The 25,967-nt window shown below is 63.6% G+C and carries 24 protein-coding genes; 9 read left to right on the forward strand and 15 right to left on the reverse strand.

Going from position 1 to position 25,967, the window contains the following annotated elements; all coding sequences use genetic code 11:
* Window positions 1-51 precede the first annotated feature (51 nt).
* A complete protein-coding gene (locus tag OUZ45_RS03850) occupies window positions 52-1,761 on the forward strand; it encodes a tetratricopeptide repeat-containing diguanylate cyclase (protein ID WP_266168786.1) in 1,710 nt (569 codons plus the stop codon).
* Window positions 1,762-1,857: 96 nt separating this feature from the next.
* Here OUZ45_RS03850 and OUZ45_RS03855 read toward each other — a convergent pair whose 3' ends face one another.
* Window positions 1,858-2,220, reverse strand: coding sequence for a VOC family protein (locus OUZ45_RS03855; protein WP_266168607.1), 363 nt, complete (start codon window positions 2,218-2,220; stop codon window positions 1,858-1,860).
* A 74-nt stretch (window positions 2,221-2,294) separates the two neighbouring features.
* Complete coding sequence (locus tag OUZ45_RS03860; RefSeq protein WP_266168608.1) at window positions 2,295-2,972, reverse strand: TetR/AcrR family transcriptional regulator; 678 nt, start codon at window positions 2,970-2,972, stop codon at window positions 2,295-2,297.
* A 64-nt stretch (window positions 2,973-3,036) separates the two neighbouring features.
* Here OUZ45_RS03860 and OUZ45_RS03865 point away from each other — a divergent pair, with 64 nt between their 5' ends.
* Complete coding sequence (locus OUZ45_RS03865; protein ID WP_266168609.1) at window positions 3,037-3,672, forward strand: glutathione binding-like protein; 636 nt, start codon at window positions 3,037-3,039, stop codon at window positions 3,670-3,672.
* A gap of 77 nt (window positions 3,673-3,749) precedes the next feature.
* On the opposite strand, the gene OUZ45_RS03870 is transcribed toward OUZ45_RS03865, so the two are convergent.
* The 4 genes from OUZ45_RS03870 to OUZ45_RS03885 form a co-directional block, all read right to left on the reverse strand.
* Window positions 3,750-4,577 carry a helix-turn-helix domain-containing protein gene (locus OUZ45_RS03870; protein WP_266168610.1) on the reverse strand — a complete coding sequence of 276 codons (828 nt, stop codon included), beginning with the start codon at window positions 4,575-4,577 and terminating at the stop codon, window positions 3,750-3,752.
* Between the two features lie 106 nt (window positions 4,578-4,683).
* The gene (gene glnA / locus OUZ45_RS03875; protein WP_266168611.1) at window positions 4,684-6,093 is read right to left on the reverse strand and encodes a type I glutamate--ammonia ligase; all 1,410 of its coding nucleotides are present in this window, start codon (window positions 6,091-6,093) and stop codon (window positions 4,684-4,686) included.
* Between the two features lie 289 nt (window positions 6,094-6,382).
* The gene (locus OUZ45_RS03880) at window positions 6,383-7,960 is read right to left on the reverse strand and encodes an MBL fold metallo-hydrolase (RefSeq protein WP_266168612.1); all 1,578 of its coding nucleotides are present in this window, start codon (window positions 7,958-7,960) and stop codon (window positions 6,383-6,385) included.
* A 176-nt stretch (window positions 7,961-8,136) separates the two neighbouring features.
* Window positions 8,137-8,649, reverse strand: coding sequence for a nuclear transport factor 2 family protein (locus tag OUZ45_RS03885; RefSeq protein WP_266168613.1), 513 nt, complete (start codon window positions 8,647-8,649; stop codon window positions 8,137-8,139).
* A gap of 272 nt (window positions 8,650-8,921) precedes the next feature.
* Here OUZ45_RS03885 and OUZ45_RS03890 point away from each other — a divergent pair, with 272 nt between their 5' ends.
* Complete coding sequence (locus OUZ45_RS03890; protein ID WP_266168614.1) at window positions 8,922-9,719, forward strand: undecaprenyl-diphosphate phosphatase; 798 nt, start codon at window positions 8,922-8,924, stop codon at window positions 9,717-9,719.
* Window positions 9,720-9,778: 59 nt separating this feature from the next.
* The gene (locus tag OUZ45_RS03895; RefSeq protein ID WP_266168615.1) at window positions 9,779-11,365 is read left to right on the forward strand and encodes a winged helix-turn-helix transcriptional regulator; all 1,587 of its coding nucleotides are present in this window, start codon (window positions 9,779-9,781) and stop codon (window positions 11,363-11,365) included.
* A gap of 91 nt (window positions 11,366-11,456) precedes the next feature.
* Here OUZ45_RS03895 and OUZ45_RS03900 read toward each other — a convergent pair whose 3' ends face one another.
* Complete coding sequence (locus OUZ45_RS03900; protein WP_345781257.1) at window positions 11,457-12,587, reverse strand: serine hydrolase domain-containing protein; 1,131 nt, start codon at window positions 12,585-12,587, stop codon at window positions 11,457-11,459.
* A gap of 103 nt (window positions 12,588-12,690) precedes the next feature.
* Window positions 12,691-13,647 (reverse strand): LysR family transcriptional regulator, encoded by a 957-nt coding sequence (locus OUZ45_RS03905; protein ID WP_266168616.1) that lies wholly within the window; start codon window positions 13,645-13,647, stop codon window positions 12,691-12,693.
* Window positions 13,648-13,789: 142 nt separating this feature from the next.
* Here OUZ45_RS03905 and OUZ45_RS03910 point away from each other — a divergent pair, with 142 nt between their 5' ends.
* The 5 genes from OUZ45_RS03910 (at window position 13,790) to OUZ45_RS03930 (ending at window position 21,318) form a co-directional block, all read left to right on the forward strand.
* Window positions 13,790-14,986, forward strand: coding sequence for an efflux RND transporter periplasmic adaptor subunit (locus OUZ45_RS03910; RefSeq protein ID WP_266168617.1), 1,197 nt, complete (start codon window positions 13,790-13,792; stop codon window positions 14,984-14,986).
* A gap of 216 nt (window positions 14,987-15,202) precedes the next feature.
* On the forward strand, window positions 15,203-18,400 hold the full coding sequence (locus OUZ45_RS03915) for an efflux RND transporter permease subunit (protein WP_266168618.1): 3,198 nt from the start codon (window positions 15,203-15,205) through the stop codon (window positions 18,398-18,400).
* Entirely contained in the window at window positions 18,396-19,829 is a 1,434-nt protein-coding gene (locus OUZ45_RS03920) for an efflux transporter outer membrane subunit (RefSeq protein WP_266168788.1), read from the forward strand. Before OUZ45_RS03915 ends, OUZ45_RS03920 begins: the two co-directional genes overlap by 5 nt.
* Window positions 19,830-20,048: 219 nt before the next feature.
* On the forward strand, window positions 20,049-20,813 hold the full coding sequence (locus tag OUZ45_RS03925; RefSeq protein WP_266168619.1) for an SDR family oxidoreductase: 765 nt from the start codon (window positions 20,049-20,051) through the stop codon (window positions 20,811-20,813).
* 22 nt (window positions 20,814-20,835) lie between these two features.
* On the forward strand, window positions 20,836-21,318 hold the full coding sequence (locus tag OUZ45_RS03930) for a nuclear transport factor 2 family protein (protein WP_266168620.1): 483 nt from the start codon (window positions 20,836-20,838) through the stop codon (window positions 21,316-21,318).
* A 207-nt stretch (window positions 21,319-21,525) separates the two neighbouring features.
* Here OUZ45_RS03930 and OUZ45_RS03935 read toward each other — a convergent pair whose 3' ends face one another.
* The 7 genes from OUZ45_RS03935 to OUZ45_RS03965 all read right to left on the reverse strand — a co-directional run bounded on the left by OUZ45_RS03935 (window position 21,526) and on the right by OUZ45_RS03965 (window position 25,944).
* The gene (locus OUZ45_RS03935; protein WP_266168789.1) at window positions 21,526-22,581 is read right to left on the reverse strand and encodes an AI-2E family transporter; all 1,056 of its coding nucleotides are present in this window, start codon (window positions 22,579-22,581) and stop codon (window positions 21,526-21,528) included.
* A 68-nt stretch (window positions 22,582-22,649) separates the two neighbouring features.
* Window positions 22,650-22,940: a hypothetical protein gene (locus OUZ45_RS03940; RefSeq protein WP_266168621.1), complete on the reverse strand. Its 291-nt coding sequence runs from the start codon at window positions 22,938-22,940 to the stop codon at window positions 22,650-22,652.
* Window positions 22,937-23,437 (reverse strand): ABC transporter ATP-binding protein, encoded by a 501-nt coding sequence (locus tag OUZ45_RS03945; RefSeq protein WP_266168622.1) that lies wholly within the window; start codon window positions 23,435-23,437, stop codon window positions 22,937-22,939. Before OUZ45_RS03945 ends, OUZ45_RS03940 begins: the two co-directional genes overlap by 4 nt.
* 8 nt (window positions 23,438-23,445) lie before the next feature.
* The gene (locus OUZ45_RS03950) at window positions 23,446-23,808 is read right to left on the reverse strand and encodes an ElaB/YgaM/YqjD family protein (RefSeq protein ID WP_266168623.1); all 363 of its coding nucleotides are present in this window, start codon (window positions 23,806-23,808) and stop codon (window positions 23,446-23,448) included.
* A 74-nt stretch (window positions 23,809-23,882) separates the two neighbouring features.
* Window positions 23,883-24,038, reverse strand: a complete 156-nt coding sequence (locus OUZ45_RS03955) for a DUF1328 domain-containing protein (RefSeq protein WP_266168624.1) — start codon at window positions 24,036-24,038, stop codon at window positions 23,883-23,885.
* Window positions 24,039-24,170: 132 nt separating this feature from the next.
* Window positions 24,171-24,791: a YbhB/YbcL family Raf kinase inhibitor-like protein gene (locus tag OUZ45_RS03960; protein WP_266168625.1), complete on the reverse strand. Its 621-nt coding sequence runs from the start codon at window positions 24,789-24,791 to the stop codon at window positions 24,171-24,173.
* Between the two features lie 58 nt (window positions 24,792-24,849).
* Window positions 24,850-25,944, reverse strand: a complete 1,095-nt coding sequence (locus tag OUZ45_RS03965; protein ID WP_266168626.1) for a PQQ-dependent sugar dehydrogenase — start codon at window positions 25,942-25,944, stop codon at window positions 24,850-24,852.
* Window positions 25,945-25,967 lie beyond the last annotated feature (23 nt).

Raw genomic sequence — 25,967 nt, forward strand, 5'->3', positions numbered from 1 at the left:
AGTCGTATCCAGCCATGGGCCGCCTTGGCGGCCATGGCTTTGTGCGTGCTCATGCCATGCGGCCGAGCGCCCGCGCATGATACGACTCGCGCGCAACTCCTTAACCAGGCCGAAAGCCTGCGCACAGAAGATCACCCGCGATTCGTCCAGATACTGGAACAGATTCACCGTGAAGCCCCCTACCTGACCGGCGCAGAGCAATGGCGCCTGCGTTACCTGGATGCGTGGGAAATCATGTTCGAGGGTGACTATGCCAAGGCCGAGGCCGCGCTTCGCGAGATCATCGACCACTCCGGTGACGAGACCTTGGCGGCCAAGGCATCGGCGCAGCTCTTGAGCAATCTGGGGGCCAATCGCCGCTATGCGGAGGCCTTCGCGCTGGCCAATCGTCTGACGTCCAGCCTTCCACAGGTCAAAGATCCGCAGGCTCGCTTCGCACTGCTGATGAACATATCGCAGATGCTCGATTATGCCGGCCAAACCGACCTGGCCATCCATTACGCCCGCATGGCGGAGGATGTCATTCCTGCTGGCGAAACATTGTGCCGCCCGCTCTCCATGCAAGTCGCGGCGCTCTACAACAGTAAGCGGCTGACATCCGACAGCCCCGAGGTGCAACGAGCCATCGACACCTGCGAAGCCGCCAAAGAGCCGGTTTTCACCAACATCATGTGGCTCACACTGAGCAGCCTCTACCTGGACGAGAACAAGCCAGGCAAGGCCATGGCCTTGCTTGACCGGATCGGCCCCAGCATCCGCATCAACCATTACTACCCCCACATGCTGTCGGAGCAGGCGGAGCGCGCACAAGGCTACGCCAAGCTAGGCAACGACAACGACGCCAGGAAGGCGGCTCTGGCCGCGGTGGCCATGAGCCACCCAGGCGACATCAGTGAGTGGCTGATGGTGGCCTATGAGGTGCTCTACCAAGTTGAGAAGAGGCAAGGCCATAGCGCCGCCGCACTCTCGTACTACGAGAACTACGTCACCCAGGACAAGGGTTATCTCAACGACATCAGTGCCAGGACCGTGGCCTACGAGGCTGCCCAGCAGCACATGCTTGTCCAGAAACTCGAAACGGAAAAGCTAAGCAAGCAGAACAACATCCTGCGATTGCAGCAGGCACTGAACACCAAGGCGGTCGAGACCAGCCGGCTTTATATCGTTCTGTTGCTCATGGTTCTGGTGTCTGTCGTCTTCTGGCTGTTCCGGCTCAAGCGCTCGCAGCTTCGTTTCAAGAAACTGTCCTGTCACGACGGGCTTACCGGCATCTTCAACCACCAGCATTTCATCAGTGAGGCCGATCACGCCCTGCGCCTGCTGGAGAAAAAGCACGGCACCGCCTGCCTGATATTCATCGATCTGGACCATTTCAAGCAGGTCAACGATACCCATGGCCACGCCACAGGAGATGCCGTGCTGAGGCGTACCGTTGCCATCTGCCAACAACACTTGCGCCCAACCGACTTGTTCGGCCGCCTGGGCGGCGAGGAATTCGGCATCCTGCTACTCGAGTCCTCTCGCGACAAGGGCATGGTTATGGCCGATCGCATCCGGAAGGCCATTGAAGCCACGCCCATGGATGGAGACGGGTATGTCATTTCGGTTTCCGCCAGCGTCGGCCTGGCCTCCATCGACACGTCCGGCTACAGGCTGCAACGGTTGTGCAGGGAAGCGGATGCCGCGCTCTATCGAGCCAAGCGCACCGGGCGCAATCGCGTTGTCGCCGATACCGAGAACGGCAGTCTGGTCGAAGCCTGAAACGCCGGAAAGCGGGGCTATTCCGTGGGCAAAGCTTGTACGACTGAGGAGTCAGTCGCACAGACTTTGATGCATTACCCGCCACCTACTTTGACGTTATGTCCCATAGACCGCCTCGACATTGTTGCCATCGGGATCGAGCAGAAAAGCGGCGTAGTAGGTAGGGCTGTAGTCGGCGCGCAGGTCGGGGGCTCCGTGGTCACGGCCACCGGCGGCGATGCCTGCGGCATGGAAGCGATCGACCGCGGCGCGGTTGTCGGCGCGAAAGGCTACGTGCATGCCTGGTCCGGTAGCGCCATCCGCTGGGTAGAGCCACAGAGCGGGAGCATTGGGCGGGCCGAAGCCTGCACCTGATGCGTCATGCGAGCAGAGTCCGTAGCCACAAGCTTCCAAAGCCGCCGTATAGAAGCGCACGGCCGCGTCGAGGTCGCGGACTTTCAAACCGATGTGATCGAACATGAGGGTCTCCTTGGTGGGGAGGCCAGTCTCAACTCCTGATCGTGCGGATACTTGGAGAATCTTGCGCCTTGCCGTCAGCTGCCGCCGCTGCGCTTGCGGGTTCGGTTTGCCGCGCCGCCTTTCTCCGCGGCCTTGCCGCAGATCAGCTGCACGCCCGCCGCGGCGGTCGCCCTCAAAGCAGCCCGCGAATCGCCGGCGCGCGAACGCAGCGCCAGCGTGTGCAGGATCGCCGAGGCGATACCGGCAAGCGCGGCCGGGTCCGCGTCCGCATCCAGCTCACCGAGCGCTTTCGCCCGCTGCAGGCGCGCCTCGATGCCGTGATCGAACAAGCGCAGGCCAGCGCCCAGTTTCTCGCGCACCTCCACGTCGTCCTTCGCCTCGGTGACGGCCGTGCCGATCAGGAAGCAGCCGCGCGCGTCGTCGTCAGGCGGGTAGTACATGGCTAGCGCACTGTCGTACATGCGCTTTAGGGCTCGCGGCAATGGCACGTCATCGCCGAGCGCGGCGTCGATGGCGGCGCGACCTGCGGCGATATAGCGATCCAGCGCGGCCAGATAGAGCGCGTGCTTGTCGCCAAAGGCGGCATACAGGCTGGGGCGGTTCATGCCAGTCGCTTCGCTCAATGCATCCAGCGAGGTTGCCGCATAACCGGCATGCCAGAACGCCTCCGTCGCATGGGCGATGGCCTGTTCCGGTTCGTAAGCGCGCGGCCTGCCGCGAGGCTTTGCAGGTGTTTTTGTACTTGATCGCATAAAAACATTGACGCCTGTTAATTTTGTTCAATATAGTACAAAAACATTCTACGGAGCGCCTGCCATGAACCTGTACTTCTCGCCGCTTGCCTGCTCGATGTCCTCTCGCATTGCTCTATACGAAGCCGGCGCACCCGCCGAATTCACCCAGGTCAACACCAAGACCAAGCACGTGGCCGACGGCTCGGACTTCTTCGCCATCAACCCACTCGGCCAGGTTCCTGCGTTGCGCACCGATGACGGCTGGCTGCTGACCGAGAACACCGCCATCCTGCCGTACATCGCCGATTGCTTTCCGGAAGCGCAGCTGGCTCCCGCAGACCGTGCCAGCCGCGCGCGGCTGCAGCAATGGCTCGGCTTTATCAGCACCGAGCTGCACAAGGCTGTGTTCGTGCCCTTGCTCGATGCTTCCGCACCGGAGGGCGCCAAGGCCTACGCTCGGGAAAAGACCGCGCTGCGCATGGATTTTCTGCAGGACCATCTCGCGCAACACGACTTCGTGCTTGATCAGTTCAGCGTGGCCGATGCCTATCTCGTCACCATACTGAACTGGGCCGTCTATAGCGGCGTGGATCTCGTGCAGTGGCCGGCCGTGGCCGCGTATTTTCAGCGCCTGCTGCAGCGACCCAGCGTGACCAAAGCGTTTGGTGAGGAGATGGCTTTGTACAAGGAAGAGCTGCAGCGCCGCGCCCAAGCCTGAGCGGCCCAGCACGTTTTTCCAAGATCGCTGCCCGGTGGGGTGACGGCACGGGTCACCCCACTGGAGATACGACCATGTCAGCGATCACGGCCTGAGCGTGGCCCTTGCGCACGCTGGCGGAAGCGCCTCGGCGATACGCCGGCGGCACGATGGAAACTGCGCACGAAATTCGAAAGGTCGGCAAAGCCCACGTCGAACGCGATGTCCGTGATCGCACGCGGCGTCTCCACCAATTGGCGAGCCGCGCGACGCAGGCGTGAGCGGATCAGGTACTGATGCGGCGTCACGCCAAGTACGTTGGCGAACAGTCGCAGGAAGTGAAACGCGCTGAGGCCTGCCTCGCGCGCAGCCATGTCCAGATCGATCGGCTGCTCGGCATGGGCATCGATCCACAGTGCCACCTCCACCGCGCGACGCCGATCGACCGCACTGGGTCTGGGCGACTTGCGCTCATAGCCGCCCACCAGATCGACAAAGCGTGTCGCGAAGGTCAACCCCACCTCGTCGATGGCCATGTCGTTGCTGCCATCGACAACCGATTGCGCCAGCTCACCCAGCACCATCAGCTCGGCCAGGGGCGGCACGGCACCCACGCGCCAGGTCGCGCTGCGATCTCCGATGGTCTCCACCAGCGCGGGTGCCAGATGAAAGGAAAGACACTCGTCACCACCGTCGTGATGTTCATGCACGCACATGAACTCGTCGCCACGATGCCCTACCAGTACCGAACCCGCGACCAGCTCGAACGACCGTCCGCGGCTGCGGCAACCGAAGCTGCCGCGTCGCACATACGACACCGAGTGATCGCGGAACGCTTCCGCATACGGCACATCGCCGGGCCCGGCCGTGCAGCGATAGTCGAGGATGGTAAGCGCATCGCTGCGCCAGAGCGTGGTGGCGGCCATGCGCGGAGTTTATTCCCGCGCATGTGACCAGACATGTGCCAAACAACGTACCAAACAAAGCGGGCGCCCAAGGCGCCCGTTTTGTCCCTCCCACGTTCTGATGCGATCAGAGCGCGTAGTACATCTGGAATTCCAGCGGGTGCGTACTGGCGCGGTAACGGGTGACTTCCTGCATCTTCAGCGAGATGTAGGCGTCGATGAAGTCGTCGGTGAACACGCCGCCGGCCTTGAGGAAGTCGCGGTCCTTGTCGAGCGCAACCAGCGCTTCGTCGAGGCTGGCGCAAACCTGCGGGATGTTCTTCTCTTCTTCCGGCGGCAGGTCGTACAGATCCTTGTCGGCCGGCGCACCCGGGTCGATCTTGTTGAGGATGCCGTCGAGGCCGGCCATCATCAGCGCGGTGAACACCAGGTAGCCGGAGTTCATCGGATCGGGGAAGCGCACTTCGATGCGGCGGCCCTTCGGGCTCGACACGTACGGAATGCGGCAGCTCGCCGAGCGGTTGCGCGCCGAGTAGGCCAGCATCACCGGCGCTTCGAAGCCCGGCACCAGGCGCTTGTAGCTGTTGGTGGTGGAGTTGGCGAACGCGTTGATGGCCTTGGCATGCTTGAAGATGCCGCCGATGTACCACAGCGCGGTCTGGCTCAGGCCGCCGTACAGGTCGCCAGCGAACAGGTTGTTGCCGTCCTTCGCCAGCGACTGGTGCACGTGCATGCCGCTGCCGTTGTCGCCCACGATGGGCTTGGGCATGAAGGTGACGGTCTTGCCGTTCTGGTGGGCGACGTTCTTGATGACGTACTTCATCGTCATCAGCTCGTCGGCCTTCTGCACCAGCGTGTTGAAACGCACGCCGATTTCGCACTGGCCGGCGTTGGCCACTTCATGGTGATGCACTTCGACCTTCTGGCCGAGCGATTCCAGCACCTTGCACATGTCGGCACGCAGGTCGCCCAGCGAGTCGACCGGGCTGACCGGGAAGTAGCCGCCCTTCACGCCCGGACGGTGGCCGGTGTTGTTGTCTTCGTACTTGTAGCGCGACGACCACGCGGCTTCTTCGGAACCGATTTCGTAGAACACGCGGCCCATGTCGTTCTGCCAGCGCACCGAATCGAAAATGAAGAACTCCGGCTCCGGACCGAAGAAAGCGGTGTCGGCGATGCCGGTGGACTTGAGGTACGCCTCGCCGCGCTTGGCGATGGAGCGCGGATCGCGGCCGTAGGCCTGCATGGTGCTCGGTTCCAGCACGTCGCAATGCAGCACCAGCTGGGTGTGCGCGCTGAACGGATCGAGGTAGGCGGTAGCCGGGTCCGGCAGCAGGATCATGTCCGACTCATTGATGCCCTTCCAGCCCGAGATCGAGGAGCCGTCGAACATCTTGCCGTCCTCGAAGGTCGACTCGTCGATGGTGTGCGACGGGAACGTGACGTGATGGTGCTTGCCGAGCATGTCGGCAAAGCGGAAGTCGACGAACTCGACGTCATGTTCCTGGATCAGGTCGAGCACTTTCTGGGCGGACATGGGAAACCTCGGCGGGATGTAAGTGGAGAAACCAAACGCTTCACAGCAAACCCCGTGCCAAACGGCAAAGCGACGCCAGATCAGTCGCTTGCGGGCGAAGTGGAAGGCAACGGCGCGCCAGTTTGCACCATCAGAATTGAGCTATCAACACAAAAAGCACCATGCTGGTGCGAAACAAGAAGTCAATCAGCATACGCTGATCCATGTTGATGGCAGGACAAGACAGAGATGTTGCGGGAGCTCACCCCATCCCCCCCTGCGAGCAGGCGGAGGAATGAAGCACGCCACATCAACCGCCAGCCGCCCTCAACGTCTCCTCCAACGTCGACCACGGCGTGGGGCTCATGTGCATACCGATCATGCGCAGCTGGTCGGTCGCTATGCCCGCCTCCTGGGCGGTCTGCTTCAGCTCATACAAAGCCTCCGGGAACAATAGCGACCCGTTGGGACCCAGCGGTTGGACCATCTCCGCGGTGTGCAGCAGGTTCGCATCGCCTATCCATGTCATCAGCATGGGCTGCTCACCGTGGCGGACGGGTAGCAGCACGATGGCATGGCTCCCCGTACCGATGACGGTGCGTTCGGAAATGGGGCGAAGGATCGGCCGCTTAGGCGCGCGTGCGAGATCGTCCGGCGCGATGGTGTGCGGTGCGGCCACCACCTGGCGAATGATCGGCTCGTTGCGATCACGCATGTAGATGGGAATGCCCTTCGCCGCGTATTCGCGCACACCGGCGATGTGCCAGTAGTAGCCCGTGGAGGTGATCACTGCCTTGACCGGGAGGCCTGGGAAGCGGCGCGCGGCTTCGGCAAGCACCCGCGCGGAATAACCCGCCGAAATGGGTGCATCGATGATCACCACGCCATCGTCCTGCCGCACCAGCGTGGTGTACCAGGAGTTCGGTATCTGCACGATGCCCGGAGCGATCTCCTCGGTCGCACGCTTGGGATTCGGAGCACCGCCGACCGGCTGGCCCAACGCCAGCTCGTCGGCATAAGGAGGCAGCGCGATACTGGGCGGCGTGCCCATCGCAAAGTGATCATCGGTCAACGGCGCATCCAAACGCACATCGGCATAAGCAAAGCTGCGAAACAGCGCGTCGTTGCGATACATATCCCATTGCAGCGGATAGCGCACGCCGTTACTCAACTCCCAGTTCATGTATTCGGCACGTTCGACAACATCGCCCCAGCCATTCCATGCGATGTCAGAGCTGACGGCACGACGGAACGCCACGGTAGCTTCGGTCGCGGTGGGTAACTCGGTGAGCGCGTCGATGAATATCCGAACCTGATAGGGCCCGTTGTGAAACGCGACCACATGCTGCGTTGATTCGTGGCGAACCGTATCTGGCTCGCGCTTAAGGTCACTGGCGTTCTCAGCGAGCAGCAGCGCGCGAAACGGGTTCTGGGTTTCCCACGACGGCGGAGCGGTCATCGGTGGCGCCGCCTTGAGCTTGCCATCGGACGTAGTTTCCACCTGCTGCGAATCGCGGGTAAACAAGGTGCGGGTGGTTGGCGCAGGTTTGTCCGGCGCCCCTGCCGGGGATGTCTCGACGAGCAGGCGGCGCGCGCCTTGAAGATCGTCGGTCACGCTGGCGTGCGTCGAACCGGTGAGAAAGAACGGCGGCCCGAGGTGATCGCTTTCAACGACGTCGTAGGAAACGATTTGCGCGGACGCCTGCATGGATTTGATCCCGTGCAGATCTTGCTTCTCGCCGATCGTGGCGATGGTGTGCGCTACGAGTTCGCGCGCGGTCATGCCGGGCACACCATTGGCTGCCGCGTTCGCCGTGGATGCTTCCAGACTGACGATGGCCGCAAGCATCATGGCCAATGGAAGCAACAGGGGCTTCGAAGTTCTCATGGAAGTTGGTGATCCCGAGTGATGTAGTGATGTGAAGAACTACTTCGAATGGGTGACCGTGTGGGCATTGCCTCAGCACTTCCTTGTAGGAGCGCACAGGGTGCGCTCCTACTGGGTTTCGCTTGGGTGCAAGCAAGGGCTTGGCCTTGGCGACCAAGCCCCCGAAGGAGCTGCCCTTAGCTCTTACCGACTTCCGTATGCTGCGAATACACCGCGTGCCAGCCACTGTTGCGGTAGACGAAGATGTCCGAGGACCTCACGCCCTTTTGGGGGCCGAGGGCCGGGTCGTAGAACGAGACGATGGCCACGTCGCCGCTCATCACTACGGTATGTCCGATGGGGTGCGCTTTGAGATAGGCCTCGATCTCCTTCATACCTTTGTCGGACCCGCGATTCTTCGCCGCATGGGCAAGAATGTCGGCCTTGGCGTGAGCGCTTCCGTTGGAACCGACCGAGCGGTACTCGGGGAGCAGCAACTGCTCTATATACGTCAGGTCGCCGGAGCCTTCGGCCTGCTCCCAATGATCTTCCACCGCAAGCACGGCGGCTTCGGTGTGACCGGTTTCATCGGCTTTGGCGCGCATGGCGTCGCCGGCATGCCCGGCCACACTGACCAGGCCGATGGTGAGCGACGTCAGCAGCGTGCCTGCGCGGCGGGCGAGGAGGGATTTCGATGGAGTGTTGCTCATGGCAAAGGTGGCCCTAGTTGGATGGCGGACGTGTAGGTACGCGGCCTCAGACTGGCGCCAGCCGGCATGGGTGACATGCCATTTGTGATGGGTGGGCTTTGGGCCGTGACGAACGGTTGCCGCGTCAGGTCAGGCGGTCGGCGCAGACCTGGCGCATGGCACGCGCCTTCGCATGACGCCCCACATTCGCCTCTTTCAGCCCTTAAGCTATGCCGCTTACCGTCGGCATGGCTGGCGGGCCATTCGTACCAACATCCGGAGTCCGCATTCCTGTGAGCGACCTGATCAACGTCATCCTGCTTGGCATCATCGAAGGCATTACCGAGTTCCTGCCCATCTCCAGCACGGGCCACCTGCTGATCGCCGAGAAGTTCGGCTTGGGCGAGCGCTCGGATCTGTTCAACGTGGGCATCCAGGCAGGCGCGATCCTCGCGGTCACCTTCATCTATTGGAAGCGCATCTGGCAGCTGTTCACGCAGTGGCGCGAGCCAGCCAATCGCGACTATCTGGCCAAACTTTTTGTCGCTTTCATGATCACCGCCGCACTCGGTTTCGTGGTGACCCATATGGGCTTCAAGCTGCCGGAAGCGGTAACGCCGGTGGCGTGGGCGCTGGTGATCGGCGGCGTGTGGATGCTCGGTGCCGAGCGCCTGGCTGCGCGACAAGTGGACCGCACTGAAGTGACCTGGCGTGTGGCGATCCTGGTCGGCATCGCTCAGATCGTGGCTGGGGTATTCCCCGGTACCTCACGCTCGGCGGCCACCATCTTCACCGCCATGCTGGCCGGCACCAGCAGCCGTGCCGCCGCGACCGAGTTCGCCTTCCTGGTCGGCATTCCCACCATGTACGCGGCGACCGGCTATGAGCTGTTGAAAGTGGTCAAGAGCGGCGGCGTGGCGCATGAGGACTGGACCGCGCTGGTGGTCGGCTTCATCGTCTCGGCCATCGTCGCTTTCATCGCAGTGAAGTGGCTGCTCGGCTATATCCGCAGCCACCACTTCACGCCGTTTGCGATCTATCGCATCGTGCTGGGTATCGCGCTGTTGCTGTTGATGCCGGCTGGCGCCTGAGCGCGCCGGCGCGATCCGTGAAACCATAGTCGCCAGGCTTTCATCGGCGACATCACGGCATGAGTCAGCCGCAACGCTATCGACTGCTCGACCTCCAGATCGACCTGGCTCGTCAGCGGGTGAGCCGCGATGGCGTTCCGCTCGACGTCCAGGGCCTGAGCTTTCAACTGCTCGCTTGCCTGTTGCGCCACAGCCACGCCGTGGTCGACTTCGACAGCCTGATCACCGAAGTGTGGTCGCCCGCGGTTGTGAACGAGGAAACCGTCACCCAGCGCGTGAAGCTGCTGCGCCAATCGCTGGGCGACGACGGACGGCAACCGCGCTATATCCGCTCAGTGCGCGGGCGCGGCTATCAGTTGTGCGAACCCCCGCAAGCGCTGGACGAACCCACTCGTGATGCGCCAGCCGTCCCGCTGCACCGCAGTCGCCTCGCACTGATCGCGCTAGTCGCTTTTGCCATTCTGCTGGGCGGTACGGGCTGGTGGCTGCATCGTCCTCCCGCCACCGGCGCCACACCAATGTCGGCGACGCAGGAGCTGCTGCAACGCGCGGCTTACTACGCCGGCATCGGCCAGTCCGACAACAACGAACGGGCCATTACGCTGTACCAGCAAGTACTGACGGCTGCGCCGGGGAATGCAGCCGCGCAGGTCGGTCTCAGTCGGGCATATAGCGCTCGCGTCTGTCTTTATAACTTTCCCTACGAGTGGAGCACCTCCGCGCAGCAGCTTGCGGAGTCCGTGCTGAAAGCCCGTCCACGCGATGCCGGTGCCTGGTCTGCGCTGGCCTATGCGCACGACTGCCGCGGCGAAATGCAGCCGGCCATCAATGCCTATCAACGCGCCGCAGCCCTCGATCCCATGGACGATGCCAGCCGTGCATCGGCGGCCTATCTGTTCCAAGAGCGTGGCCAGCTGGTCGAAGCGCTGCACACCAACCTGGATATGCGCGGCGATGCGTCCAAGGTGCGTTTTCGCGATGTGCAGATCGCGCGCGAACTGGATCTGCTGGGATTCACCGAAGCGGCCGAGCAGCGCTTTCGCCGCAGCTTCCAACTCAATCCCGACAATGTGTTCTCGAATATCGCCTGGCCGCAGCACCTGTTCCTGCAAGGACGTTTTGCGGAGGCCCAGACCGCGCTCGACCAGGCACTGACGCGCCACACACCGCACGTGGGCTTGTACATGCTGGCCGGCGAACTGGCGCTGCTGCGAGGCGATCGCGCCAGTGCTCATGCGGCGTTCGACAAGGCCGTGCAGCTGCGTCCGCAGATGGGCCTGCCCACCACGCTGGCGATGCTTTACGGCGATACCCCGCCATCATCGTCATGGCTCGATGAGCGCATCGCGAACATGACATCGCAGATGACCGCCGGCGCTGGCTATCCGTCGGACCGCCTCGAACTGGCGATGCTGCAATTGGCGCGCGGCCACCGCACGGAGGCGTTGACCGCCATCACCACAGCCGTGCAGCTCGGTTACAACGACCGGGCCTATTTGCAAACCTCGCCCCTGCTGCGCCCCTTGGCCAATGAACCGGCCTATGCGGCGGCGATCGATGCGATCGGCCGCCGCACGGCGGAGCAACGCGCGCAGGTATTGGCCGCATCCTGGCGACCCGATGAGTTGCGGAGTTCTGCGCCCTGAGTCTAAGAGCCTGTTCCATCTCTCCGCGTAGCCCGCGTTGATTCGCTGCGGGCGTCAGGTGGTGGGGCGTGGCGCAGCGCCTGACTGGCTCTTAGTGCTCAGGCAGCGCCTTGAGGATGTAGTCGCGGAAGATTTCCTGCGTCTGTGGATGCGCGTAGCGCTGGTTGTAGGCCGTGCTGGTTACCACGGCGACCAGGCGCTGCGAGGGCATCACGAACACATAGTTGCCGCCGTTGCCGGACATGGTCCATGCGGGCTGTTCGACACCCTTTACCGGAAAGCGGAAGCACCACCAGAAGTAGCCGTAGTCCGCGTCGTCGCGCGCCCGCGCATGGACGGTCAGCATGCGATGCACCCAGTCGGCGGATACGATCTGGCGCCCTTTCCAACGCCCATCATCCAGCGCCAGCTCGCCCAGTTTGGCCAGATCGCGGCTGCGATAGCGCGTGCCGCCACCACCCATGCTGATGCCCAGCGGCGAAGTGTTCCAGTGCGACTGCGTAATGCCCAAGGGCTTTTCCAATGCTTCGGCGGCAAACGCCGACAACGGTTTGTGCGTGGCGCGCTCCACTACGGCGCCAGCGACAAACGCACCGGCCGTGCAGTAAGCGAAGGCTCGCCCGTGTGGGCTATCCGCAGGCTTGGTCATCCACGGTGCGAAGCCCTTGATGGGCAGGTCGAGCGCGAACTGCAGCCAGTCTTCGCTGACATACATGCGCTCCTCGTTGCCGGAGGAGAACTGGTTTTCATCGTCGCATTCCCATAGCGAGCTCATGGTCAGCAGTTCTTCCAGCGTGATCGCCTGCTTGCGCGCGTCCGGATGTTGTACCGGCTGCTTATCGGGGAAGTAGCTGTACACCTTGGCCTGCGCGTTCGGAATCAGACCACGGTCGATGGCCGCTCCGACCAGCCACGCCGTCACGCTCTTGCTGGCCGAACGGATGTCGTTCAACTGCTCGGCGTTACCGCCGTTGAAGTAGCCCTCGTAGACCAGCTTGCCGTCCTGCGCCACCAGGATGCTGGTGATGCCTTTGTAGGTGTTGTCGGCCAGCTTGCCCTCCAGCGCGGCGAAGCGGGAGACATCCCAGTGGGTGGCGCGTGCATCGATGATGGCCCAGCCATCGTCGTGGGTCGCGGGTGGTTGATAGTCCGCCGCTGCCAGCGGCAACGACAGGCCAGCCAGCAGGCTGGCCACCAACAAACATAAAGGCTTCGAGGACACGTGAGATTCTCCGCAGCGTGGGTGCGGAGACAGCTCAACAGGCCTGCGAATGAAGGGCCTGAAATTGGAATGAAGAATTCTGAAGGCGTGCTATCAGGCGCCCTCAGGCACTAAGCCGCTGCGCCACGGGCGCGTCGACGCCCGGCAACTTCTTCTTTTGGCCGGGCTCGTTGGTGCGTTCGAACAATTCACGTACCCATTCGATGAACGCCTGCACGCGGGCGGACAGGTGCTTCTTCTGCGGGTAGACGATCCACACGGGCTTGCCGGTGGAGATGGTGTCGGTCATCACCAGATCGAGCATGCCCTTGTCCATCAAGCAGGCCACGAGCATATGCGGCGCCTGAGTGATGCCTAGTCCCGCAGCCACCGCTTGGATCACCGATTCACCGTCATTGATCAGCATGTGCGCGTCGATATCCACGCCCACCTGCCCGCTTGGCGTGTCGAACTGCCATTGGCGCGGCCGGCCGTTGGCATAGACATAGTTGATGCAGCGGTGATGCTTGAGATCGTCGATGCTCTTGGGCGCGCCGTACCTGCGCAGGTAGTCCGGCGAGGCGCACACCACATTGCGCAAGTAGCCGATCTTGCGGGCGATCAGGCTGGAATCTTCCAGCTCCCCCACGCGGATGGCGCAATCGATGCCCTCTTCGTTGAGGTCCGCCGGGCCGTCGCTCATCGACAGCTCCAGGCGGATGTCCGGGTAGCGCCTTTCGAACTCATCCAGCCGTGGAATCAGCGCGGCTCGCCCCACCGCCAGCGAAATACCCACCCGCAGCTTGCCGGTGGGCTTGCGCGTGGCGTAGTTCAGCGCTTCGGTAGCCTCGGTGAGATCGGCGAGGATTTCCTTGCATCGTGCATGGAACGCGGCCCCATCGTCGGTTAAACGCAGAGATCGTGTCGAACGGAACAAGAGCCGGGCTCCCAGCCGCTCTTCCAGCCGCGACACCGCGCGGCTCACCCCGGAGGGGGTCATACCCAGCTGGGCGGCGGCGGCGGCGAAGCTCTTGGCTTCCACGACGCGGACGAAAGCCGATATTGCTGCAAAGTCTTCCATAGAGACGATTCTCTGCTGATTCGTGACTGGCAGTCACTACTGCATTGCACAAGAAACGGATTTTCTATACCTCAAAGTACACCTATTCTCTCGCGCCTCGAACCGTTTGAACCAGCCGGTTTATTAATTCTTGGAGCGCAAGATGAAGAAACGATGGATCTTCGCCACCCTCACCGTCGCTGCCGTGGCCGGTAGCTGGGCGGTCGTCGGCAACCGCGGCGCCAGCCATGCCCAGAGCGCTCCCGCTGGCGGCCCGCCCGAAGTCACCGTTGCCCAGGTCCTGATGCGCGCGGTCAACGATTCCGATGAATTCACCGGTCGCCTGCAGGCCGTGGACACCATCGAACTGCGCCCTCGCGTAGGCGGCTACGTGGATTCGATCCACTTCAAGGAAGGCGCCGCGGTGAAGAAGGGCGACCTGCTCTTCCGCATCGACCCGCGTCCCTTCCAGGCTGAAGTGGATCGTCTCAACGCCAATCTCAACCAGGCCCGTGCCGAACAGGCGCTGGCTGAGGCCAATGCCGGCCGCGGCCAGAAGCTACTGGAGCAACACGCCATCTCCCGCGAGGAAGGCGATCGCTTGGACACCGCCGCGCAGAGCGCCAAAGCACAGGTAGCCTCGACCACCGCGGCCTTGCAGGCTGCCCGGCTCAACCTCGGCTTCACCGAGGTGCGGGCTGCCATCGATGGCCGCGTCAGCAATGCCCTGGTCACCCCGGGCAACCTGGTCACCAGCAACGACGTGCTCACCAGCGTGGTCAGCGTGGACCCGGTCTACGCCTACTTCGACGTGGACGAACACAGCTACTTGAAGCTGGACCAGTTGCGTCGCGAACACGGCAGTGCACCGAAGGTGGCGATGGCCTTGTCGAATGAATCGGGCTTCCCGCACGTGGGCCGCATCGACTTTGTCGACAACCAGCTGCGCGTCAGCTCCGGCACGATCCGCCTGCGTGCGGTATTCGATAACGCCGACGCTCGCTACACCCCGGGCCTGTATGTGCGCATCCAGCTACGCAGCGACAGCCGCCTCCCGCGCGCGCTGATCGATGACCGCGCCGTCGGCACCGACCTCGGCAACAAGTATGTCTACGTGCTGAGCAAGGACCGCAAGGTCGAGTACCGCAAGATCAGCACCGGCCCGCTGCTGGATGGCCTGCGCGTAGTTAACGATGGTCTGAAGGCGGATGACGTGGTGGTGGTGAATGGCCTGCAGCGCGTGCGCCCCGGTGCCGAAGTGAACCCCACCAAGGTCGCCATGGACACCCGCACCCTCGATGCGAGCAAGCAGTTGGCGCAGGCCGGTGGTGCGTCCAGCAAGGCCGCGGCACAGAACTGAGCAAATCCAATAACTCCCTCCCTTGCGTGAAGCAGGGGAGGGTTAGGGAGGGGTGAAGCCCGCAAGCCCGGCGATGTCGCCGCAAGGGCTTACCCCCTCCCAACCTCCCCCTGTCCCACGGGACTAGCTTCGCGTCGCTAGCAGGGGGAGGGGCAGAAGCAACACCACTCCTTCCCCACTCGCTGGGAAGGAGCCAGAGCTACCAGGACCGATTCGATGAAAATCGCCCAATTTTTCGTGGACAGGCCGATTCTGGCCGGCGTCCTCTCCGTACTGATCGTCATCGCTGGCGCGATCTCGCTGTTCCAGCTGCCGATCAGCGAATACCCGGAAGTGGTGCCGCCCACCGTGGTGGTGCGCGCCAGCTACCCGGGTGCCAACCCGAAAGTCATCGCTGAAACCGTCGCCACGCCGTTGGAAGAACAGATCAACGGCGTGGAAGGCATGCTCTACACCGCCTCGCAGGCGACCAGCGACGGCGCGATGACGCTCACCGTGACCTTCGCGCTGGGCACCGACCTGGACAACGCCCAGGTGCAGGTGCAGAACCGCGTGTCGCAGGCGCTGACCAAGCTGCCGCAGGAAGTGCAGCGGCTTGGCGTGACCACGCAAAAGAGCTCGCCCGACCTGACCATGGTGGTGCATGTGATCTCGCCGGATCAGCGCTACAACATGCTCTATCTGTCGAACTATGCGCGCCTGCATATCAAGGATCAGCTCGCCCGCCTCAATGGCGTGGGCGACGTGCAGATCTTCGGTGCCGGCGAATACAGCATGCGCGTGTGGCTGGACCCGCAGCGCCTGGCCACGCGCCAGCTCACCACCGGCGACGTGATCCACGCGATCCAGGAGCAGAACGTGGCGGTGGCCGCCGGTGCACTGAATGCGCCGCCCGGTCCGAGCAGCAATGCGTTCCAGCTCAACATCAATACGCAGGGCCGCCTGGTCAACGAGGAAGACTTCCTCAACATCATCGTGCGCACTGAAGCGAATGGCGCGGTAACGCACCTGCGCGACGTGGCACGCGTGGAGCTGGGCTCCAACAACTACGCGCTGCGCAGCTTGCTCAACAACCGCCCTGCCGTGGCGCTGCCGATCTTCGCCCGCCCGGGTTCCAACGCCATCCAGATTTCCGACGAGGTTCGCGCCACCATGGCCGAGCTGAAGAAGGATTTCCCGCAGGGCGTGGACTTCAGCATCGTGTACGACCCCACCGTCTTCGTGCGCGGCTCGATCGACGCGGTGGTCCACACGTTGTTCGAAGCGATCCTGCTGGTGGTGCTGGTGGTGATCCTGTTCCTGCAGACCTGGCGGGCCTCGATCATTCCGCTGGTGGCGGTGCCGGTGTCGTTGATCGGTACCTTCGCGGTGATGCATCTCGCGGGCTTCTCGCTCAACGCGTTGTCGCTGTTCGGCCTGGTGCTGGCCATCGGCATCGTGGTGGACGACGCCATCGTGGTGGTGGAGAACGTCGAACGACACATTGAGCACGGGCTGTCGCCGAAAGAGGCGACGCGCAAAGCCATGACCGAAGTCACCGGCCCGATCGTCGCCACGGCGCTGGTGCTGTGCGCGGTGTTCGTGCCTGCGGCCTTCATCAGCGGCCTGACGGGGCAGTTCTATCGCCAGTTCGCGTTGACCATCGCCATCTCCACGGTGATCTCGGCCTTCAACTCGCTCACCCTGAGCCCCGCCCTCGCCGCCGTGCTGCTGAAGGAGCACAACGCGCCGAAGGACAAGCTCAGCGTGTGGATCGACCGCTTGTTCGGCTGGGTGTTTCGTCCGTTCAACCGCATGTTCATCCGCAGCGCCAACGGCTACGTGGGCGGCGTCAAGCGCATCCTGCGCAGCGGCACCGTCGCGCTGATCATCTATGGCGGCCTGGTGCTGCTGGGTGTGTTCGGCTTCGTGCATGTGCCGACCGGTTTCGTGCCGGCACAGGACAAGCAGTACCTGGTGTCGTTCGCGCAGCTGCCGGATGCGGCCTCGCTGGATCGTTCGGAAGACGTGATCCGCCGCATGAGCGACATCGCGCTGAAGCAGCCGGGCGTGGAAAGCGCGGTGGCCTTCCCCGGCCTGTCGATCAACGGCTTCACCAACAGCACCAACTCCGGCATCGTGTTCGTCACGCTCAAGCCGTTCGAGGAGCGTCGCGATGCGTCGCTGTCGGCCGGTGCGATTGCCGGTGCGCTCAACCAGAAGTACGCGTCGATCCAGGACGCCTACATCGCGGTGTTCCCGCCGCCGCCGGTGATGGGCCTGGGCACGATCGGCGGTTTCCGCCTGCAGGTGGAGGATCGCTCCGACGTCGGCTTCGAGGAGTTGTTCAAGCAGACCCAGGGCCTGATCGCCGCAAGCCGTAAGGATCCTGCACTGGCCGGCCTGTTCTCCAGCTACCAGGTGAGCGTGCCGCAGATCGACGCCAACGTGGATCGCGAGAAGGCGAAGTCGGAAGGCGTGGATCTGGCCGATGTGTACCAGACCATGCAGGCCTATCTCGGCTCGCTATACGTCAACGACTTCAACCGCTTCGGCCGCACCTATCAGGTCAACGTGTCGGCGGAGCCGGGTTTCCGTCACGAGCCGGAAGACATTCTGCAGCTGAAGACGCGCAATGCACGCGGTGAAGCCGTGCCGCTGGGTTCGTTCGTCACGGTGAAGCAGAGCGTGGGTCCGGAACGCGTGATGCACTACAACGGTTACCCGACCGCCGAAATCAACGGCGGCCCGGCACCGGGCTTCAGTAGCGGTCAGGCGCAGGCAGCGATCGAAAAGCTGGCACACGACAACCTGCCCAATGGCATGACCTTCGAGTGGACCGAGCTGACCTATCAGCAGATCCTCGCCGGCAATACCGCTGGCCTGGTATTCCCACTCTGCGTGCTGCTGGTGTTCCTGGTGCTGGCATCGCTGTATGAGAGCCTGGCACTGCCACTGGCGGTGATCCTGATCGTGCCGATGGTGCTGCTGTCCGCGATCACCGGCGTGTGGGTGTCGGGTGGCGACAACAACATCTTCACCCAGATCGGCCTGATCGTGCTGGTGGGCCTGGCGTGCAAGAACGCGATCCTGATCGTGGAGTTTGCCCGCGAAGCGCAAATCAACGACGGCATGGACCGCGTGCAGGCCGTGCTGGAAGCCGCCCGCCTGCGACTGCGCCCGATCCTGATGACCTCGTTCGCTTTCATCATGGGCGTGGTGCCACTGGTGACCTCGCACGGCGCCGGTGCGGAAATGCGCCACGCAATGGGTGTGGCGGTGTTCGCCGGCATGCTGGGCGTCACCTTCTTCGGGTTGATCTTCACCCCGCTGTTCTACGTGCTGATCCGCGGCTGGAGCGAGCGGATCAGTGAACGCCGCCGCGCACGCAAGGCCGCCCACGGCCTGCCCGCCCCGGCGATGGAGGAGCATTGAGATGATTAAGCAGATGAGTGCCTTGGCAGCGGCCCTGTTGCTGGCAGGCTGCGTAAGCGTGGGGCCGGACTACCACCGGCCCGACGAAAAGCCGCTGACCTTGCAGGATGCCGATGCGAAGCAGGAGAGCGCGCAAGACTTCCAGGCAAACTGGTGGAAGCAGTTCAACGATCCGACGCTGGACGCCTTAGTCCAGCGCGCGGCGAAGAACGCGCCCGACCTGAAGATCGCCATCGCGCACCTGCAGGAATCGCGTGCCCTGCTCGGCGTCAGCCGCGCCGACCAGTGGCCCACGGTGAATGCGGCTGCAAGTTACACGCGCACCCGCGGCCAGGTGCCCGGTGTCACCACCAAACGCGTCACGTCGGAGACCTACCAGGCCGGGTTCGATGCCAGTTGGGAGCTGGACCTGTTCGGCGGCGTGCGCCGCTCGGTGGAAGCCGCCGGTGCCCAGGCCGATGCCAGCTCTGCTTCGTTGCAGGACGCGCAGGTAACGTTGTTCGCCGATGTCGCGCGCTACTACTTCGATCTACGCGGTACCCAACTGCGCATCGACGTGGCCAAACGCGATATCGACAACCAGCGCGAGTCGCTGCGCCTGATCCAGGCACGTTCGGATATCGGCACCGGTTCGGAGCAGGATGTGGCCAGTGCCAACGCACGCCTCAGTTTTGTCGAGGCGCAGCTGCCGGTGCTGGAAACCCAGGCGCACGCGGATGCCTCGCATCTTGCCGTGCTGCTTGGCGAACGCCCGGGCGAACTGGACATCGACCTGTCGTCGCAGAACTTCAAGGCGATCGATGTCGCGTTGCCCATCGGGTCGGCCGGCGATGTGCTGTCGCGTCGTCCCGACGTGCGGGTGGCCGAACGCGAACTCGCCGCTGCGAACGCACGCATCGGCGTGGCCAAGGCGGACTGGTTCCCGCACATCACGCTGGGTGGTTTCGTTGGCTTCCTCGCCGGCCAGAGCAACAACTTCGGCAGTCCGTCCACACGTGCGTGGTCGATCGCGCCGAGCATCAGCTGGCCTGGCCTGAACGTGCAGCGCGTGCGTTCCAACGTAAAGGCCAGCGAGGCGCGTGCCGATGCGGCATTGGCAAACTATCAGCGCACCGTGCTACAGGCGGTGGAAGACGTCAGCAATTCGCTGGTCGGCTTCAACCTGCAACGCGAACGCGTGCAGAAGCTGCTCGATCAGGTGACGCAGAGCCGTCGCGCCACCGAGCTGGCCCGTGTGCGCTACAACGAAGGCGCCGCGGATTTCCTGCAATTGCTCGATGCCGAACGCACCCAGCTGACCGCCGAGGATTCCCTGGCCGAAGCGGAGGCCGCCATCAACCTGCGCGCCGTCGCGGTGTACAAGGCGCTGGGCGGCGGCTGGCAGGCCTGCGGCGACGAACGCTGCAGTCAGATCGCACAGGTGCAGTAAGAGCCTGCCTATGGTCTCCCCGTGGCCCGCGTTGTCGTTGAGTGGCCGCCATGCGGCAGCTCAACGACAACCCTTCGGGCCGGGTCTGTTTGCCCACAGGCCGGCGTCATCACTCAGTCGTGTACGGACGTACACTCCTTCGTTCTTCCTTGTCCTGCGCGCAAACAGCTCCCGGCGCGGGCCACGGGGAGACCATAGACAGGCTCTAAGTGCGACGCTATGAATGCGCTCCCATTTCCACGTCGCTCCCCGCGTGAGCGCACGCTGGCTACCGAACCACCGCTGACCCAGCGCGTTGCGCTGGTCAGCGGTGCCAATCGCGGGCTCGGCCTTGAAGTCGCCCGACAGCTCGGCACCAGCGGTATGACCGTGCTACTCGGTGCGCGCAATCTCGCCGCCGGTGAAAGAGCGGCGAAGCAGTTGCGTCGCGCCGGCAGTGATGTGGTGGCCGTGCAACTGGATGTCACCCAGCAAGCCGATGTCGATGCGATAGCCTCGCGCATCGAGCGGGACTTCGGCCGGCTCGACATTCTGGTCAACAACGCCGGCGCATTCTTCGACACCGGCAACCGCGCCTCGTCAGTCGATCTATCCAGCGTGCAAAGCGCGCTGGACACCAACCTGCTCGGCGCCTGGCGCTTGAGCGAAGCCGCCGTGCCGCTGATGCGCCGCCACGCCTACGGCCGCATCGTCAACGTATCCAGCGGCTGCGGCGCCGTCGACAGCGGCGGCGAAGATTGCCCCGCCTATCGCGTCTCCAAAGCCGCTCTCAACAGCTATACACGCATGCTCGCCGGCGAACTGCGCGGCAGCGGCATTCTGGTCAACGCCGTTTGCCCCGGCTGGGTCGCCACCGACATGGGCGGCCCCGGCGGTCGCCCCGTCGCCGACGGCGCCGCCGGCATCGTCTGGGCCGCTTGCCTGCCCATGCAGGGTTCGATCACCGGCGGCTTCTTTCGCGATCGCGCACCCATTGCCTGGTAACCACTTACTACACGGAACTCTCATGTCAGCCAGCACACATCGCGTCGTTGTTTCGCCAGAAGACCGCGTAGAAATTGTCGATGCGCTCTACCGCTTCGGTGCCGGTCAGGATCTGGGCGACCGCGCACTGTTCGAATCGGCGTTCTCCGCGACAGCCACACTCGACTTCACCGGCCCCGCTCTCCGCCTCGGCGCCACCATCCCCGTGTTCGAAGGCAGGCAAGCCATCGCCGACATCATCTTCGGCAACCTCGATGGGATCGACACCACCCACACCATCACCAATCCACGCATCACGGCATACAACGGCCATAGCGCCACGTTGTTCGCGCTGGTCGAAGCGCAACACCTGCCCAGCACCGACCACACCCGCCACCTGCTGCTGAAGAACATCTACCTCGTAGAACTCAGCCGCCAGGATGATGGCCAATGGGTCGCCGACCACATGAAAATCGACAACGTATGGATGGATGGCGATCCAACCGTGCTGTTTCCGGCAACCTGAGTCAGGCCAGCGCGTGCGTGCGCGAGCGGGCAAAGCTCACGGCTTTTGCTCTTGATCTTGGGGTGCAGCCGCGACAACCGAGCGAGACGTCACTGGACCCCGGCCTTCGCCGGGGTGACGAAGTAGAGGGGGTGTCGCGCGCACCCGCCCCTCACCTCAGCCCTCTCCCCCAAGTGAAATAAGAGCAGGGGGAGAGGGAGCAAATCTTCAGCGCTGCACGAGCATTGCAAACCAGCGCCATCCGCGCACCCGCTCAGCCACCAACTTGACACTCGTCAGCATCGGCACCGCCAGCAGCGCGCCAGGAATCCCCCACAGCCAACCCCACACCAACAACCACAGCAGGATGGCCACCGGACTCAAGCGCATGCGTCGGCCCTGGATGAAAGGCGTGATCAGATTGCCCTCCACCGCGGTGATGCCCGCGAAGGTCAGCGCCGGCAGCAACGCCTGGCCAGCCTCGTTGAAATTCATCAGGCCGACCAAGGCGAGCACGGTGGTGGTGGTGATGGCGCCCACATAGGGAATGAAGTTGGCCAACATGGCCACCGCGCCCCAGAGCAGCGGATCGGGCACTTTGTAAGCCCACAGCATGCCGGCGGTAAGCAGGCCAAGCACCAGATTGATCAGCAACGTGGTGAGGATGTAACGCGACACCTCGGTCTGGATACTGCGCACGATGGATACGGCGTGGCGCTTGTAGCCGAAATTCGGCGCGATCTCGACCAGCCGCCGCAACATCGCGTCGCCGTAGATCAAGAAGAAGAACACCAGCAGCACCACGGTGAGCACGGCAGCGAGCACCTTGGGCGTGCTCGCCAGCACGTCCCATGCATCGATCGCGACGGTGGCCGGCCGCGCCGGTGTGCGCGCGGCTTGTCCGCCGACCAGGCTTTGCGTCGCGCGATTCGCCGCTTCGAAAGGCTGGGTGAAGGCGCGCAGTTTGGGCACGAAGTTTTTCACCGCGGTGGGCGCGTCGTGGAACCATCCCACCGCGGGCTGCGCCAGCAAGCCGATGCCGGTGCCGATGCCGGTGATCAAGGCCACCATCAACACACTGGCGCTCAACCAGCGCGGCACGCGGCGACGTGCTGCCGCGGCCACGATCGGATTCAATGCCACGCCAATGAAGGCGGCCAGCACCAGCGGTATCAGCAAACCCTTGATCAGGGTGATGGTGTACAGCAACGCGAGGATCAGCAGCACGTTGAGCACGACACGTATGCCGCGCAGGTGATGTTGGGCGAGGCGTGCGAACTGCATGTTATGCGTGGTGTGGCGGCGCGCAGGCCCAGGCGTGCCGTCGTGCGACGCCGTGGTGCGCAATGGGTTCATGAGGGGTCGAAACCGCCTTCGCTGAATTCCCTGATCAGGCGCGCCGCCTGCATCACCAGTTCGGCGGCGCTGCCACTGAGCAGTGCACCGAGGCCCGGCACGCGCAACGGATGCACATTCAGCTGACCCAGTACAAAGCCCAGGCCCGCGGCGGCGCTCACCGTGCCGAGAGGATGTTTTCTACCGCGCGCCAACAGCGCACCCGCCGGTTCCGCCATGGCGCGACGGGCCTCGATCACGTCGGCACGGGCCATGCGCACGGCATCAAGTTGCTTGAACAAACTCATGTCCCATCCTCTCGCGTTGCGCCAGCCCGTTCCGCTTCCGACACGCCCGCCTCGTTGCGCTCGGCCTTGCGCAAGGCCTGCCGTATCGTTTCAAGCCACTCGTAGCGCGATGCAGGCAGGCTCAACCAGTACATGCAGCGACGGAACAGCACGATCGTCGCGAACAGCAACGCCGCCTGTAGCACCACCAGCAGCACCAAGGCCCAGATCCAAGAATGGAACCACGCCGCCAGCAGGACGCCGGCCAACGCCATCAAGGTCAACCCCAAGCCGACGCCGGCCACCGTGGCAGCCAACCCCGCCAGCAACATCCAGGAAATGGCGCTGCGTGCGAGGCCGAGTTCGGCGCCGAGCAGGGTCAGCTGTGCGCCGAACAAACCTTTGAAGGCGCGCCCGGCCCGACCGATGTCGTCCAGCACTCCCGGCGCAGCGGGCTGTGCAGGCTCGTCTTCGGACGGCGCGGCAGCTTCCTCGCGTCCGGGATCATGCCTCGCCATCGGCTATTTCAACGTCGCAGGATGCGGCCGAGCAGCCAGCCCGCGCCTAGCGCGATCGCGACCGACTGCACCGGCTTTTCACGCACGTATTCGCGCGCCTTGCCCAACCACTCATCCGCGCGATCCAGGGCCTCGTCGTAAACCTCGCGGCCGCGCTCACTGTATTCGCCTGCCTTGGTGCTGGCACGCGTCGCGCCAGCGGCGGCCTTGTCGGTGGCCCGATGCAGGCTGTCTTCCACATGATCGGCGGCGCGATCGATGGCTTCCTTGGCACCGGCAACGGCACTGGAGGTGGCCTGTTTGATGCGCTCGGCGCCTTCCTCGATGCGGTCGCTCGTGCTGGCTTCATGCGCCTGGACTTGCTTGCTCATGGCGTTCTCCGGTGGACAGAGGGTTGACTCTAACGAATTTGCCGGCGCCGTGGCGCGCAGCGCGACGCATTCGTTCAGTTGGTACGCCGAAAATAAGCGATGGCGGCGAGGATCAGAAAGATCACGAACAGTATCTTGGCGATACCGGCGGCGTTGCCTGCGATCCCGGTGAAGCCGAATAGCGCCGCAATGACGGCGATGATCAGAAAGACCAAAGCGTAGTGAAGCATGGTCCCATTCCTCGATAACAGGGCGGGGGGGAGCGCCCTGTCACCATTCACCCACAGCGCGCGCCTTGCCCGCGTGAAGGCCGCGCGCTGCGGCCTGCACATCATCACGACATAGCGCGGCCTGGCGCGTGCTCACGCAGCCAGCGGATGAATTGCGTAGGTGCCCACGAGGCCGGCTTCCGCAAGCACATGGCCGTCCATCGCCCTGCGCAGTTCGACCAGCGTGAAGCCGTTGTCGAGTTTGAGTGATGCCACATCGAGCGCATACACACGGAAGTGATAGTGGTGCACCAGTGCATCGTTCCATGGCGGGCATGGGCCGTCGTAGCCCAGGTATTCGCCGCCCATGTCCGCATCGCCCTGGAACCAGCCGGTGTAGTCGTTCACACCCTGCACGCTGCCCGGCGGCCCGTAAGGCACGCGCTTGCCACGTGCAACGATGCTGTCGCTGCAGGCGCCGGCCGCCAGTTCGCCGCATTCGATCGGAATATTGGCCATCAGCCAGTGCACGAATTCCACCCGCGGCAAGTCAGCCGGTACGGTGCGGCCTGGTTGGTCTACGTCGTCGCCACGACTGGGTGCATCGGTATCGATGCAGGTGAGCGCGTAGGAGCGCGCGGCCAATGGAGCCTCTTTCCACGCCAGGTGAGGGCTCCAGTTGTCCGACAAGGCCACTGGGTTGCCGGACTTGCCGAAGGCGAAGCGCGCCGGCATCGGCTGGCCGTCCTGGAAACTGTCGCTGCGAAGTAGCACTGCGTTCTCCTCTGCTCGTTCTCATACGCCCCACCTGCTGCAAGCAGGTAGACGGACCTTACTTGGCGCCCTGGTAGGTCACGCGATATACGGCGCCCGCTTGATCGTCGCTCACCAGCAAGCTGCCGTCTGGCAACGGCTGCACATCGGCGGGACGGCCCCAGGCTTTCTCGTCCTGCTGGAAGCCATCGATCAGCGGCTCATACGAGACCACTTTGTCGCCGTTGAGGCGCACGGTCATCACGCGGTAGCCGGATTTCTTGGTGCGGTTCCACGAGCCATGCTCGGCGATGATCAGCGCACCTTTGTAGCCGGCCGGAAACTGATTGCCCTCATAGAAGCGCAGGCCCAGCGAAGCGACGTGCGCACCCAGCTTCAGCATCGGCGCCGTGTAGTCCTTGCAGTTCTTGCCCTTGCCGAATTCCGGGTCCAGCGTGTCGCCCTGGTGGCAGTACGGATAGCCGAAATGCTCGCCGATATGGCTGAGCTTGTTTAATTCGTCACTGGGCATCTCGTCGCCCATCAGATCGCGGCCGTTGTCGGTGAACCACAATTGGTTCGAACCCGGACGCCAGGTGAAGCCGACCGTGTTGCGAATGCCGTAGGCCACATCTTCCAGGCCGGTGCCATCCGCATTGAGGCGGGTGAGCTTGGCGTAATCCTTGCCCCTGTCGCAGATGTTGCACGGCGCGCCGATCGGCACATAGAGCTTGCCGTCCGGGCCGAAAGCGATGAATTTCCAGCCGTGGTGAGTCTCGGTGGGGAAACGATCGTAGACCACTTCCGGCTTGGGCGGCGCGTCGAGATGGTTTTCGATATCCCGCAGCACCACGATCTTGCTGACGGCGGACACGTACAGATCGCCATCCTTGAACGCGACACCCACCGGCAACTGCAGGCCGGTGGCGATGACACGCACTTTGTCCGCGTGGCCGCTGCCGGTGCTATCGGTCAGCGCGTACACCCTGCCGGCATCCATGGAACCGACGAACACCGTGCCCTTCGCGCCCAGCGCCATCTCGCGCGCATTCGGTACCTGGTCGGAGTACACCGCGATATGGAAACCCTTGGGCAGAGTCAGCTTGTCCAGCTGGGGGGCGGCGATGGCGGGAGCCGCGAGCAGGCCAAGCGCGACTGACAGGAGCAGACGCATGGAGGGACTCTCCGAAGGGATGA

Origin of the sequence: Dyella subtropica (assembly GCF_026283965.1) — a bacterium.
Lineage (GTDB): Bacteria > Pseudomonadota > Gammaproteobacteria > Xanthomonadales > Rhodanobacteraceae > Dyella_D > Dyella_D subtropica.

Excerpts from the sequence above, each read along its gene's own strand:
- OUZ45_RS03850 (WP_266168786.1), top strand. The coding sequence starts at position 52 with ATGCCATGCGGCCGAGCGCCCGCGCATGATACGACTCGCGCGCAACTC.
- OUZ45_RS03855 (WP_266168607.1), bottom strand. The coding sequence starts at position 2,220 with ATGTTCGATCACATCGGTTTGAAAGTCCGCGACCTCGACGCGGCCGTG.
- OUZ45_RS03860 (WP_266168608.1), bottom strand. The coding sequence starts at position 2,972 with ATGCGATCAAGTACAAAAACACCTGCAAAGCCTCGCGGCAGGCCGCGC.
- OUZ45_RS03865 (WP_266168609.1), top strand. The coding sequence starts at position 3,037 with ATGAACCTGTACTTCTCGCCGCTTGCCTGCTCGATGTCCTCTCGCATT.
- OUZ45_RS03870 (WP_266168610.1), bottom strand. The coding sequence starts at position 4,577 with ATGGCCGCCACCACGCTCTGGCGCAGCGATGCGCTTACCATCCTCGAC.
- glnA (WP_266168611.1), bottom strand. The coding sequence starts at position 6,093 with ATGTCCGCCCAGAAAGTGCTCGACCTGATCCAGGAACATGACGTCGAG.
- OUZ45_RS03880 (WP_266168612.1), bottom strand. The coding sequence starts at position 7,960 with ATGAGAACTTCGAAGCCCCTGTTGCTTCCATTGGCCATGATGCTTGCG.
- OUZ45_RS03885 (WP_266168613.1), bottom strand. The coding sequence starts at position 8,649 with ATGAGCAACACTCCATCGAAATCCCTCCTCGCCCGCCGCGCAGGCACG.
- OUZ45_RS03895 (WP_266168615.1), top strand. The coding sequence starts at position 9,779 with ATGAGTCAGCCGCAACGCTATCGACTGCTCGACCTCCAGATCGACCTG.
- OUZ45_RS03905 (WP_266168616.1), bottom strand. The coding sequence starts at position 13,647 with ATGGAAGACTTTGCAGCAATATCGGCTTTCGTCCGCGTCGTGGAAGCC.
- OUZ45_RS03910 (WP_266168617.1), top strand. The coding sequence starts at position 13,790 with ATGAAGAAACGATGGATCTTCGCCACCCTCACCGTCGCTGCCGTGGCC.
- OUZ45_RS03915 (WP_266168618.1), top strand. The coding sequence starts at position 15,203 with ATGAAAATCGCCCAATTTTTCGTGGACAGGCCGATTCTGGCCGGCGTC.
- OUZ45_RS03925 (WP_266168619.1), top strand. The coding sequence starts at position 20,049 with ATGAATGCGCTCCCATTTCCACGTCGCTCCCCGCGTGAGCGCACGCTG.
- OUZ45_RS03930 (WP_266168620.1), top strand. The coding sequence starts at position 20,836 with ATGTCAGCCAGCACACATCGCGTCGTTGTTTCGCCAGAAGACCGCGTA.
- OUZ45_RS03935 (WP_266168789.1), bottom strand. The coding sequence starts at position 22,581 with ATGCAGTTCGCACGCCTCGCCCAACATCACCTGCGCGGCATACGTGTC.
- OUZ45_RS03940 (WP_266168621.1), bottom strand. The coding sequence starts at position 22,940 with ATGAGTTTGTTCAAGCAACTTGATGCCGTGCGCATGGCCCGTGCCGAC.
- OUZ45_RS03945 (WP_266168622.1), bottom strand. The coding sequence starts at position 23,437 with ATGGCGAGGCATGATCCCGGACGCGAGGAAGCTGCCGCGCCGTCCGAA.
- OUZ45_RS03950 (WP_266168623.1), bottom strand. The coding sequence starts at position 23,808 with ATGAGCAAGCAAGTCCAGGCGCATGAAGCCAGCACGAGCGACCGCATC.
- OUZ45_RS03955 (WP_266168624.1), bottom strand. The coding sequence starts at position 24,038 with ATGCTTCACTACGCTTTGGTCTTTCTGATCATCGCCGTCATTGCGGCG.
- OUZ45_RS03965 (WP_266168626.1), bottom strand. The coding sequence starts at position 25,944 with ATGCGTCTGCTCCTGTCAGTCGCGCTTGGCCTGCTCGCGGCTCCCGCC.